Genomic DNA, 11,234 nt, shown 5'->3' with positions numbered 1-11,234 from the left:
CCCCCGCCCCCACCCGCGCACGGTCCCGGACACACGACAGCGGATGCCGCGGGGCAGTCCGCGCGGCATCCGCTGTCGCCCGTCGTCAGCTGAGCTCTCCACCCTCCAGGAGCTCGGTGACGAGGGCTGCGATCGCCGAACGCTCGGAGCGTGTCAGGGTCACATGCCCGAAGAGGTCATGTCCCTTCAGCGTCTCGATCACGCTGGCGATGCCGTCGTGCCGGCCGACGCGGAGGTTGTCGCGCTGGCCCACATCGTGGGTGAGGATGACTCGCGAGTTCTGGCCCATCCGACTCAGCACCGTGAGGAGGACGTTGCGTTCGAGCGACTGCGCTTCATCGACGATCACGAATGCGTCGTGAAGGGAACGACCACGGATGTGGGTGAGCGGCAGCACCTCCAGCAATCCGCGTTCGATGACCTCTTCGATGACGTTGCCGGAGACGACCGAGCCGAGCGTGTCGAACACCGCCTGCCCCCACGGCCCCATCTTCTCGCCCTGGTCCCCGGGGAGGTAGCCGAGCTCTTGCCCGCCCACAGCGAACAGTGGCCGGAACACGATGATCTTCTTCTGCTGCTGCCTCTCCAGCACCGCTTCGAGACCCGCGCACAGCGCGAGTGCCGATTTGCCGGTACCGGCCCGACCGCCGAGGGAGACGATGCCGACTTCCTGGTCGAGGAGCAGGTCGATCGCGATCCGCTGTTCGGCCGAGCGACCGTGCATCCCGAAGATGTCGCGGTCGCCGCGCACCAGTCGGTATTCGCCGTCCCCGGTGACGCGTCCGAGCGCGGAGCCGCGTTCGGAGTGGATGATCAGGCCCGTGTTGACCGGAAGGCCCCGCGCCTCCTCGCTGATGCCGACCTCGCTCTCGTACAGGTCGCTGATGTCGTCGCCGGAGAGGTCGAGCGTCGAGATGCCGGTCCAGCCGGAGTCCACGGCCTGCTCGGCGAGGTACTCCTCGGCGCGCAGCCCCAGCGACGCCGCCTTCACGCGCATCGGGAGGTCCTTGGAGACGATCGTGACGTCCTGCCCGTCCTGCGCGAGGTGCATGGCGACGGACAGGATCCGCGTGTCGTTGTCGCTGAGCCGGATGCCTGCCGGGAGGACCGAGGAGTCGGTGTTCGCGAGCTCCACGCGAAGCGTGCCCCCTTCACCGACCTCGACCGGGAAGTCCAGTCGCCCGTGCTCGATGCGCAGGTCGTCGAGGTGTCGCAGCGCCTGGCGTGCGAAGTAGCCGATCTCCGGGTCGTGACGCTTGCCCTCGAGCTCTGTGATCACGACGACTGGAAGGACGACCGAGTGCTCGGCGAACCGGAAGAACGCCTGCGGATCACTCAGCAGGACCGAGGTGTCGAGGACATACGTCCGCAGATCCTGATCAGGCTCCGCGGATGATGCGCGTCTCGTCGTCTTACGGGTGGACTGCTGCGCGGTGCTGGTGGCCTGCTGCGCTGTACGTGTGGTCACGACCCACTCCCGACCCGGGGAATCCCGGCTATTCGAACGAGTCGACCAGGGGGTCACGAGTCGTCAACCTGAGGCCGACCCGACCGGGCGCCTTGCCCGATGCCTAGAACGTACGACCGCGAGGCGCGTACCCGACACCGACACGCCAGTGGATTTCGTTACGTGCTGGTGAACGTCTCGTTGCCGAATGCGTGCAACGCCTCATCGAGGAGCTCGAAAGTGGCCGCATCGGTTCCCGCGTGCGGCGCGAGACGCACCGAGGAGCCGCGTGCCGTCACCACGAGACCCGCGTTCGCGAGAGCAGCGGCGAGACGCGCCGGTTCGTCCGGCTCGAGGGCGACGATGCCCGCCCGCTCTCCCCGCTCCCGCGGCGAGCTCACCTCGATGCCGTGACGATCGGCGATCTCGATCACGGTGTCGACGTGCTCGGCGAGACGCGCCTCGATCGCGGCCACGCCGGCATCCCGCACATCGCGGACACCGATCGCGAGTCGGCCGGCGGCGAGCGTGTCCGGTTGGCTGACCGTGTACGCCCGCGCCGATGCCGCCGGCGCCGGAAGCTCGTCGACGAACAATCCGGTCGCGGTGGTCCCGGTGATCCCGGAGAGCACGGGCGTGATCCGCTCCCGTGCTCGCGGCGCGAACCACGCGAAGGCACTGCCCCGCCCGGCGCGCAGCCACTTGTAGCCGTGGCCCACCACGACATCGGCCGGGCCGTAGTCGATGTCCATGATGCCGAAGGACTGGACGGCATCGACGATGAGCAGGCGATCGGGGCCGATGAGCTCACGAAGTGCCGCGAGATCGACCCGATAGCCCGTACGGAAGTCGACGTGGCTCACGGCGAGCGCGACCACGTCGTCGTCCAGCGCCTCGGCGACGGCGTCGGTGGTCACGCGTCCGTCTGCGGGGGTGATCCATCGCGGCGTCACGGCGCGGTCCGACGCCGATGCGGCCCGCTCCACGGTGAGACTGACACTGGGGAACTCCGCCGTACTCGCGATGACGGCGCCCTTGAGCCCATACAGGGCGTGCATGAGCCCGTGGGTCGACGAGGGCTGGAGCGTGACGTCGTCCGCCTCGCCGCCGAGGAGTTCTGCGACGAGCTCCTGTGCCTGGCCGATCCGTTCGGCGACGAGCGACAGCGAAGACGGGCGTCCGCTGCCGAGAAGGTCGGCGTCGGCGAAGACCTCTTCGCGCACGGAGGGCGACAGCGGGCCGAAGGCGGCCCAGTTCAGATAGCCGGACTCATTGTCGAAGGTGTCGACGTAGTCCTGGAAAGTGGTCACTGCGTCATTGTGGCACGGCGCCGTGCATCGCGCGGACGGTCACCGGCCGTATCTGCGGTCGCGGTCGGCATAGTCGCGGATGGCGCGGAGGAAGTCCACCTGCCGGAGATCGGGCCCCAGCGCTTCCACGAAGTAGAACTCGCTGTGCGCGCTCTGCCAGAGCAGGAAGTCGCTGAGCCGCTGCTCGCCGCTCGTCCGGATCACCAGATCGGGATCGGGCTGTCCTCCGGTGTAGAGGTGCTCGCCGATCATCTCCGGGGTGAGCTGGGCGGCGAGGTCTTCCAGCGTTCCGCCCGAGGCCTCGTGCTTGGTGATGATGCTCCGCACCGCGTCGACGATCTCGTTGCGTGAGCCGTACCCGACCGCGAGGTTCACGTGGAGTCCGCTGTGACCCTTCGTCCGCTCCTCCGCGTCTGCGAGCACGCGCGCGAGCTCCGGCGGCAGGAGGTCGGATCGTCCGACGTGCTTGACGCGCCAGTTCCCCTCCTGCGACAGAGCTTCCGCCAGCTCAGCGATGATCTCGATGAGGTCGGCGAGCTCGGCGGAGTCCCGCTTTCGCAGGTTGTCGCTGGAGAGCAGATACAGCGAGACGACTCGTACGCCGAGCTCGTCGCACCAGCCGAGGAACTCGTGCATCTTCGCCGCGCCCGCCCGATATCCCTCGGCAGGTGTGGCGTACCCGAGCTGACGCGCCCAGCGCCGGTTGCCGTCGATCATCATCGCGACGTGATGCGGCACCGACGCAGGATCGAGATCGCGACGCAGCCGACTGGTGTAGAGCCGATACAGCGGTCCCCGCACCGGATTCTCGCGTGATATCACCCCGCTACACTATCGTGCCGGCCTCTCGGCCACCGTGTGCGGATGCTGAGGATATGTGCCCTGCAGGGAATGCCACGCCGCTTAGAGTGAGCACGTGAGCACACCCGAGCAGTCCGGTCCCGATGTCCCCCAGCTGCCGCTTCTCGATGCCGCCGCCGTGGATGCTGCGGTCGATATCAAGCCGACCTGGCGAGGCTGGATCCACGCCGCCACTTTCCCGGTGGCCATCGCCGCCGGCATCGTCCTGATCATCGTGGCCGACGGCGCCCCGGCGAAATGGGCGTCCGCCGTGTTCATGCTCACGTCGTTGCTGCTGTTCGGCAATTCCGCCCTCTACCACCGGTTCGACTGGTCCCCCCGGGTGAAGGTCGTCCTGAAGCGGATCGACCATGCCAACATCCTGCTGCTGATCGCCGGGACCTACACTCCCCTGGCGACACTGGCGCTGGCCCCGGACAAGGGCCTGCTGCTGCTCTGCGTGGTCTGGGGCGGAACTCTGGTGGGCATCCTCTTCCGCGTGTTCTGGATCAACGCCCCGCGCTGGCTCTACGTCGCCCTCTACCTGCTGCTCGGCTGGGCAGCGGTAATGTACATCGTCGACCTCATGAACGCGAACTTCGCGATGATGGTGCTGGTGATCGTCGGCGGCCTCCTCTACACGGGCGGCGCCGTCGTCTACGCGCTGAAGAGGCCCAATCCGTGGCCCGGCCATTTCGGCTTCCACGAGATCTTCCATGTGTGCACGGTGCTCGCGTTCCTCTGCCACTGGACCGCGTGTCTGCTCATCACCCTCGCCCCGCTGTCGCCCTCGCTGGGCGCGCCGTAGCCTCTGCGTGGTACGGCTCCCCATCCGCCACGCAGGGTCTCTCAGCGTGTCGGGGGGTTGTCGTCCCCGTCGCGGGTGCTCGCCCCATCGGGTGAGGGCGAGTCCGGAGCGGACGTGCCGCCCTCCCCTGCGGCCGCGGCTCGCGCGGCTTCCTCAGCGTCGAGCTCTTCCCGCACCTCGTCGCGGTAACGGACCCGGCGGATGCGACGATTCATGTCCCAGATCAGCAGAATCACCGCGATCACGACGACGACGATGGCGGCGAAGCCGATGAAGCCCGGCGTGACGGCCTCCGGTGCCACGGTCATGGATGGCGTCGGCATCGGGGTCTCGGTCAGAGCGAGCATGAATCGGCCTTTCGTGCGCAGGTCGCATAACCTGGTAACACCAGCCTAACGACCGGGAAGACCCACCAGTGACGACCGCACAGCAGCTCGACGAACGCTATGGCCGAACGCGACGGCGTCGGCTGCCGTGGATCATCGGTGGCGCTGTCGCGCTCGTGGTCATCGGTGCCTTCAGCTGGATGACCGTATCGCAGTCGATCGCCTCGGTGGACGCCGACGACCTCGGCTTCACCCTCGTCGATGAGTACTCCGTCGATGTGAGCTTCCAGGTCACCGGCGTGCAGGGCAAGGACGTGGTGTGCGCCCTCGAAGCACTCGACGAGGAGTTCGGTGTGGTGGGCTGGAAGATCGTCGAGATCGCCGCCGGAGACAGCCACTCCCAGGCCGTCTCGGTCACCATCCCGACCGTCGCGCAGGCCACGACAGGTTTGGTGAACACCTGCTGGGTCGCTTAGACTCGTGCCAGACAGACGACGCCCCGGCACCGTGCCGGGGCGTCTTGGCATATCCCCCGCAGCACGTCGGTGGGATCCCGAAAGAAGGAGCTTCGCCATGTCCACCGATGCTCAGGTCCCCTTTCTCACGCAGGAGGCGTATGACCGGCTCGTCGCCGAGCTGGAGCACCTGTCGACCGTCGGTCGCGATGAGATCGCCAAGCGCATCGAGGCGGCCCGCGAAGAAGGCGACCTCAAGGAGAACGGCGGATACCACGCCGCCAAAGACGAGCAGGGCAAGCAGGAAGCCCGCATCCGCACCCTCGAGGGCCTGTTGAAGACCGCCAAGGTCGGCGAAGCTCCGGCCAGCCGCGGGATCGTCGAGCCCGGCACCGTCGTCACGGCGCTCGTGGCCGGCGGCGAAGAGGTCTTCCTCCTCGGCAGCCGCGAGATCGCTTCCGGCGGCGACCTCGACGTCTACAGCGAGGCCAGCCCGCTGGGCCAGGCGATCCTCGGCCTCAAGGTCGGCGAGAAGTCGTCGTACGAGGCCCCGAACGGACGCAGCATCGACGTCGAGATCGTGAACGTCGAGACCTACACGGGCTGACGCACCGTCGACGAGCGCCCCCGCATCCTCTCGGACGCGGGGGCGCTTCTGCGTGGAGGGGGGCCGCGGAGGATCCGGGCGCTCGTGCTCAATCCGGGACGAGGATGGGCGCGAACCCGGCGCGACGCAGCGTGTCGAGCGTGTGCTCCGAATGCTCGGGTCCCCGTGTCTCGACGCTGAGCTCCAGGATCACATCGCTGATCTGGAGTCCGTGACCGTGCCGCGTGTGCATGGCTTCGATGACGTTCGCCCCGGCTTCGGCGATGAGCTCCGACACACGAGCGAGCTGCCCCGGCCGGTCGGGGAGCGGAATCCGGATCGTCAGGTACCGGCCGGAGGCCGCGAGGCCGTGAGAGACCACGCGCTGCAACAGGAGCGGGTCGATGTTGCCGCCGGAGAGCACCGCCATCGTCGTTCCCGTTCCGGAGACCTTGCCGGCCAGGATCGCCGCCACACCCGCGGCACCGGCGGGTTCGACCACGACCTTCGCCTGCTCCAGCAGGATGAGGATGGCCCGCGCGAGATCATCGTCGGAGACGGTGACCACCTCATCGACGAGGTCTTTGATGATCTCGAAGGGGACGGCTCCCGGACGGGCGACGAGGATGCCGTCGGCGATGGTCGGACGAGTGACGATGTCGACCGGCTCCCCCGCCGCGAGCGAGGGCGGCACGGCGGCGGCGTTCTCCGCCTGGACCCCGATGATGCGTACCGTCCGCCCGAGTTCGGCGGCTCGGGCCTTCACGGCCGCGGCGACACCCGCGATGAGCCCGCCTCCCCCGATGCCGAGGACGACCGTGTCGACGTCCGGCGCATCCTCCAGCAGTTCGAGGCCGAGCGTTCCCTGTCCGATCACGACGTCGCGGTGGTCGAACGGGTGGATCAGCACGGCCCCGGTGCGCTCGGAGAATTCCGCCGCCAGACGCAGCGAGGTCGCGACGGTCTCCCCCTCCAGCACGACCTCTGCGCCGTACCCGCGGGTGGCGAGGAGCTTGGGCACGGGAACGCCGAGCGGCATGAAGATCGTGGCCGGGATGCCGAGAGCCTGGGCGGCGAGGGCGACACCCTGGGCATGGTTGCCCGCGGAGGCGGCGACGACACCGCGGGAGCGCTCCTCAGCGCTCAGCCGCGACAGCCGGTACGCGGCACCGCGGATCTTGAAGGAACCCGTGCGCTGAAGATTCTCCATCTTGAGCAGGACCGTGCTGCCGTGGATGTCCGACAGCGCTCGCGACGGCAGCGTCGGCGTGTGCGAGATCACCTCAGCCAGACTCTGAGCTGCGTGCTCGAACTCGGTCAGGCTGGGGACTTCGCTCATCGATTCCTCCGTCTCCGCTCGCGCGGTACTGTGCTCCAGATAAGGTCTCCGCTCGGGCCCGCGCCGGTGCGCCAGGATCCCGTGCTGATGGTCACCGCCGCGACGTTGACGAAAGCCGCCAACGGTACGGCGAAGAGGGCTCCGGGGATTCCCGCGATCATCGCGCCGCCCGCGACCACGAGGACGACGGCGAGGGGGTGCACCTTGACCGCCGAGCCCATCATGATCGGCTGCAGGATGTGCCCCTCGATCTGCTGGACGGCCAGCACGACCACGAGCATCCACAGCGCGATCCAGGGACCGTTGTAGACGAGCGCGAGGAAGACGGCCACGGCGCCGGTCACGACGGCACCGACGATCGGGATGAAGGAGCCGAGGAACACCAGGACGGCGACGGGAAGGGCGAGCGGCACCTGGAGCAGGAAGGCTCCGAGCCCGATGCCGATCGCATCGATGGTCGCCACGAACAACTGGGTGCGGGCGTAGTTCACGATCGTGGCCCAGCCGTTACGCGCGGCCCCATCGACCGCCGGCCGTGCTTTGCGCGGGAAGATCTTGACCGTCCACCGCCAGATGCCCGCACCGTCGGCGAGCAGGCAGATGAGGATGAACAGCGACAGCAGTGCGCCGGTGGCGACGTGCCCGACGGTCGTGCCGATGGCGAGAGCGCCCGTCCAGAGGGCCTGGGTCTGCTCGGTGAGGAAGTCGAGTCCCTGCTGCAGGTAGTCGGCGATCTGCGTGTCGGAGAGCTTCAGCGGCCCTTCGTGAAGCCAGACCTGGAACTGATCGAACGCCTCGGTCGATCGCGCCTGGACGTCAGGGAGCTGAGCGCGCACCTGCCAGACCACCAGCCACATCAGCCCCGTGACGACGGCGGCTGTGCCGATGAGGGAGAGCGTGATCGCCAACCAGCGCGGGACGCCGTGACGCAGCATCCACGAGAACGCCGGCCAGAGCAGAGCGGTGATGAGGATGCCGACCATGAGCGGGATGACCAGGAGCTTGAGCAGCATGACCAGCCAGATGAAGACGCCGATCGCCGCCGCGATGAGCAGCAGACGCCAGGCGTAGCTCGCCGTGATCCGCAGTGGCAGCGGTACCGCCTCGTCGGCCTCGGTCGTCACGGTGCGGTCCGTGGAGACCGGGCGCGGACGGAAGAGATCTCGCAGCCGGGGTCGCTGATCCTCACTCATCGCCCAAGTCTACGGTCATGCCGTATGCCGTTGGACGCATCCTTCACCGCCGGGATCGCGATGTCGGACGCCGGCGATACGCTGACGACGTGACCGAATCCCTCAGCGCCACCCAGGCGCGCCGCATCGCGCTGGCCGCTCAGGGCTTCACGCGAGCGCGACCTGCCTCGGTCGCTGCGCGCCACGTGCATCGGGTGATGGATCGTCTCGGCGTGCTGCAGATCGACTCCGTGAACGTGTTCGCGCGCTCCCACTACCTGCCGCTGTTCTCCCGTCTCGGCGACTACGACCCCGCTCTCCTGGACCGGGTCTTCCTCTCCCGCACCACGCACTACGTGGAGTACCTGGCGCACGAGGCGACGTTCATCCCGATCGCGGACTGGCCGCTCTGGCGTTTTCGCATGGAGGACTTCCGTCGGCGCTGGGCGGACGAGGATTCCTGGCTGAGCCGCAACGCCCGCACCGTGGCGTGGGTGCAAGACGAACTGCGCTCCCGAGGTCCGCTGCGCCCGGCCGACCTCCGCGCGGACGCGCCCCGCGAACGAGGCACCTGGTGGGACTGGGACGAGGTCAAGCTGGCGCTCGAGCACCTCTGGCGCACGGGAGACGTCGCCGTCAGTGGGCGCAAGGGCTTCGAGCGGACGTACGCCCTTGCCGAGCAGGTCATCCCCGACCCGATCCGTTCGCAGGAGGTCTCGCGCGCCGACGCGATCCTCGAGCTGACGCGCCGTGCCGCCCGCTCGAGCGGCGTCGCGACGCAGTCCGACCTCGCCGACTACTACCGGATCCGCGATCGCGCCACGATCGCGCGATCGATCGCCGCGTTGGTCGACGAGGGTGAGCTGATCCCGGTGCAGGTCCGCGGATGGGAACGAGGCGGACGCCCGCTCCCCGCCTGGCGACACCGTGACGCCGTGCTCCCTCGCAGAGTCGACGCGGCAGCCCTGCTGACGCCGTTCGATCCGGTGGTCTGGTTCCGCGAGCGCGCTCTTCGCATCTTCGACCTCGATTACCGGATCGAGATCTACGTGCCCGCCGAGAAGCGTCGGTTCGGCTACTACTCGCTCCCGGTCCTCGTGGGCGACCGCATCGTCGCGCGCGTCGATCTCAAGGCCGATCGCGCCACCTCCACCCTTCAGGTGCAGTCCGCCTGGTGGGAACCCCACGCCCGCCCGGAAGATGCCGATGCGATCGCCGCCGAACTGATGCTCGCCGCGCACTGGCAGGGTCTCGAGCACGTGTCGGTGTCGGGCTGGGGCGACGCCACCGCCGAGGTGCACGGCGCATTGGTCCGGGCCGGTGGCTCCGTCGGGCGGCACGCACATGTCAGGGAGGGCGCGACGTGAGTCGGGCTCGGTGGTGGGTGATCGGCGGAGCCGCAGGAGTCGTGCTCGTGGGTGCCGCCGTCTGGATCTGGGAGTCGACCTCAGGTTCCCCGACGCCGGAGGATGCCGCCATCAGCTATCTCCGGGCGCTCGAATCCGGTGATCCCGATGCCGTCGAGGCGACGGGAGTCGACGTCTCCACCGATGCTCTCACCGCGTTCGCCGCCGCGACCGGTGTCATCGAAGACGCCGTGGTGACATCGGCGAGCGACGACCGACGCGCACGCGGCGGTGAAGAAGCGACCGTGGGGATCTCGTTCGTGCTCGACGGTGAGGAACACACGGCAGAGCTGTCTCTGACGCCTGTCGGCGGACGCTGGACCGTCGACGCGTCCGGCCTGGGCACGGTGACGCCCACAACCACGATCGGCTCCTTCGTCGCGGTCGGCGAGCAGACCCTGCCGACCGCAGAGAAGGCCTCCCTGCTCCCTGCCGCCTACTCGGTCGCCCCCGCGCCGGTCGCACTGCTCGACGGCCGCAGCGCGCTGGTGGTGCTCCCCGGCGAAGAGTCGGAGCTCGCCGTGGAGGCAACGCTCCGACCGGAGGCGACGGTCGCGGCGCAGAAGCAACTCGACGACTACCTCGCGGCGTGCACGACGTCGTCGGACGCGGCACCCGAGGGGTGCGGAATCCGGATCCCGTGGGGCACCGAGTTCCGCGCGGTGTCGGAGTTCCGCTACCGCGTCGACGAGCTGCCGACCGTGACGCTCGACGGCACCGGGTTCCGCGCCCACGGCGGGGCACTCGTCGCCACGCTGGTCGGCACCGGTCAGGACGGCGCGGCGCGCACCACGACGTACCGCACGGATTCCTGGGGCGTGCGCGGAGACGTGACCTTCACCGACGAGGGCCTGGTGCTGTCCGTCTGGTGAGTGCGCTCTCCGTCAGAACTGCGCGCTCCGTCAGAACTGCACGCGAGGCGGCTCGGAGATCGCGCTGCTGTCGGCGACCTCGAAGAACTCGCGCTCGGTGAAGCCCAGCCCCTTCGCGAACAGGTTGTTCGGAAAAACCTTGATCTTGGTGTTGAGCTCGCGCACACCGCCGTTGTAGAACCGGCGCGCGGCTTGGATCTTGTCCTCGGTGTCGACGAGTGCCTGCTGCACCTGGAGGAAGTTGGTGCTGGCCTGCAGCTGCGGGTATGCCTCGGCGACCGCGAACAGACTGCGCAGGGCCTGTTGCAGGTGTCCCTCGGCGATGCCCGCCTCGCCGGGCCCACCGGCCGAGAGCGTCTCGGCGCGCGCACGGGTGACGTTCTCGAAGACCGCCTTCTCATGGGAGGCGTAGCCCTTGACGGTCTCGATCAGGTTCGGGATGAGGTCGGCTCGTCGCTTCAACTGCACCGTGATCCCGCTCCACGCCTCATCGACGCGCACCTTGAGCTGCACCAACGAGTTGTACGTGGCCCACAGATAGATGCCGGCGAGCAGGATCACTCCGACAACGATCAGTACCGGCACGAGCCATTCCATCAGAGGCCCACCCTTCCTCGTGTTTCTCCCATCCTAGACGCGCACCCTGCACGTGGACTGGGCGCCGACGCACTCT

12 protein-coding genes are annotated in these 11,234 nt (G+C 68.4%); 5 read left to right on the top strand and 7 right to left on the bottom strand.

All coding sequences use genetic code 11. From position 1 onward, the window contains the following. Window positions 1–85: 85 nt before the first annotated feature. The 3 genes from E0W80_RS14505 to E0W80_RS14495 all read right to left on the bottom strand — a co-directional run bounded on the left by E0W80_RS14505 (window position 86) and on the right by E0W80_RS14495 (window position 3,576). Complete coding sequence (locus E0W80_RS14505; protein ID WP_227992061.1) at window positions 86–1,372, bottom strand: PhoH family protein; 1,287 nt, start codon at window positions 1,370–1,372, stop codon at window positions 86–88. Window positions 1,373–1,626: 254 nt separating this feature from the next. Further along, window positions 1,627–2,757 carry an aminotransferase class V-fold PLP-dependent enzyme gene (locus E0W80_RS14500; RefSeq protein ID WP_131493504.1) on the bottom strand — a complete coding sequence of 377 codons (1,131 nt, stop codon included), beginning with the start codon at window positions 2,755–2,757 and terminating at the stop codon, window positions 1,627–1,629. Between the two features lie 39 nt (window positions 2,758–2,796). Further along, a complete protein-coding gene (locus tag E0W80_RS14495) occupies window positions 2,797–3,576 on the bottom strand; it encodes an isoprenyl transferase (protein WP_131493514.1) in 780 nt (259 codons plus the stop codon). A gap of 97 nt (window positions 3,577–3,673) precedes the next feature. On the opposite strand from E0W80_RS14495, the gene E0W80_RS14490 reads away from it, so the two are divergent. After that, window positions 3,674–4,405 (top strand): hemolysin III family protein, encoded by a 732-nt coding sequence (locus E0W80_RS14490; RefSeq protein ID WP_131493502.1) that lies wholly within the window; start codon window positions 3,674–3,676, stop codon window positions 4,403–4,405. A 41-nt stretch (window positions 4,406–4,446) separates the two neighbouring features. Here the strand turns inward: E0W80_RS14490 and E0W80_RS14485 are convergent, their stop codons facing one another. After that, window positions 4,447–4,752: a hypothetical protein gene (locus E0W80_RS14485; RefSeq protein WP_131493500.1), complete on the bottom strand. Its 306-nt coding sequence runs from the start codon at window positions 4,750–4,752 to the stop codon at window positions 4,447–4,449. 68 nt (window positions 4,753–4,820) lie between these two features. Here E0W80_RS14485 and E0W80_RS14480 point away from each other — a divergent pair, with 68 nt between their 5' ends. Then, on the top strand, window positions 4,821–5,207 hold the full coding sequence (locus E0W80_RS14480) for a DUF4307 domain-containing protein (protein ID WP_047523207.1): 387 nt from the start codon (window positions 4,821–4,823) through the stop codon (window positions 5,205–5,207). Between the two features lie 97 nt (window positions 5,208–5,304). After that, a complete protein-coding gene (greA, locus tag E0W80_RS14475) occupies window positions 5,305–5,793 on the top strand; it encodes a transcription elongation factor GreA (protein WP_047523206.1) in 489 nt (162 codons plus the stop codon). 88 nt (window positions 5,794–5,881) lie between these two features. Here greA and ilvA read toward each other — a convergent pair whose 3' ends face one another. Further along, the gene (gene ilvA, locus E0W80_RS14470; protein WP_047523205.1) at window positions 5,882–7,111 is read right to left on the bottom strand and encodes a threonine ammonia-lyase; all 1,230 of its coding nucleotides are present in this window, start codon (window positions 7,109–7,111) and stop codon (window positions 5,882–5,884) included. Continuing rightward, a complete protein-coding gene (locus tag E0W80_RS14465; RefSeq protein ID WP_131493498.1) occupies window positions 7,108–8,304 on the bottom strand; it encodes an AI-2E family transporter in 1,197 nt (398 codons plus the stop codon). The genes ilvA and E0W80_RS14465 overlap by 4 nt, the downstream gene beginning before the upstream one ends. A gap of 89 nt (window positions 8,305–8,393) precedes the next feature. Between E0W80_RS14465 and E0W80_RS14460 the strand changes: the two genes are divergently transcribed. Both E0W80_RS14460 and E0W80_RS14455 read left to right on the top strand, forming a co-directional pair. Next, window positions 8,394–9,650 carry a crosslink repair DNA glycosylase YcaQ family protein gene (locus E0W80_RS14460; RefSeq protein WP_131493496.1) on the top strand — a complete coding sequence of 419 codons (1,257 nt, stop codon included), beginning with the start codon at window positions 8,394–8,396 and terminating at the stop codon, window positions 9,648–9,650. Continuing rightward, complete coding sequence (locus tag E0W80_RS14455; RefSeq protein ID WP_131493494.1) at window positions 9,647–10,561, top strand: hypothetical protein; 915 nt, start codon at window positions 9,647–9,649, stop codon at window positions 10,559–10,561. Before E0W80_RS14460 ends, E0W80_RS14455 begins: the two co-directional genes overlap by 4 nt. 30 nt (window positions 10,562–10,591) lie before the next feature. Here E0W80_RS14455 and E0W80_RS14450 read toward each other — a convergent pair whose 3' ends face one another. Beyond that, window positions 10,592–11,158: a LemA family protein gene (locus E0W80_RS14450; protein ID WP_029262976.1), complete on the bottom strand. Its 567-nt coding sequence runs from the start codon at window positions 11,156–11,158 to the stop codon at window positions 10,592–10,594. Window positions 11,159–11,234 lie beyond the last annotated feature (76 nt).

The organism is Microbacterium sp. PI-1, assembly GCF_004337555.1.
Classification (GTDB): Bacteria; Actinomycetota; Actinomycetes; order Actinomycetales; family Microbacteriaceae; genus Microbacterium; species Microbacterium aurugineum.
This window is presented reverse-complemented; position numbering and strand designations above follow the sequence as displayed.

What these genes read in the sequence shown, in the direction of transcription:
- E0W80_RS14485 (WP_131493500.1), bottom strand. Translation starts at nt 4,752, where the DNA reads ATGCTCGCTCTGACCGAGACCCCGATGCCGACGCCATCCATGACCGTG.
- greA (WP_047523206.1), top strand. Translation starts at nt 5,305, where the DNA reads ATGTCCACCGATGCTCAGGTCCCCTTTCTCACGCAGGAGGCGTATGAC.
- ilvA (WP_047523205.1), bottom strand. Translation starts at nt 7,111, where the DNA reads ATGAGCGAAGTCCCCAGCCTGACCGAGTTCGAGCACGCAGCTCAGAGT.
- E0W80_RS14465 (WP_131493498.1), bottom strand. Translation starts at nt 8,304, where the DNA reads ATGAGTGAGGATCAGCGACCCCGGCTGCGAGATCTCTTCCGTCCGCGC.
- E0W80_RS14450 (WP_029262976.1), bottom strand. Translation starts at nt 11,158, where the DNA reads ATGGAATGGCTCGTGCCGGTACTGATCGTTGTCGGAGTGATCCTGCTC.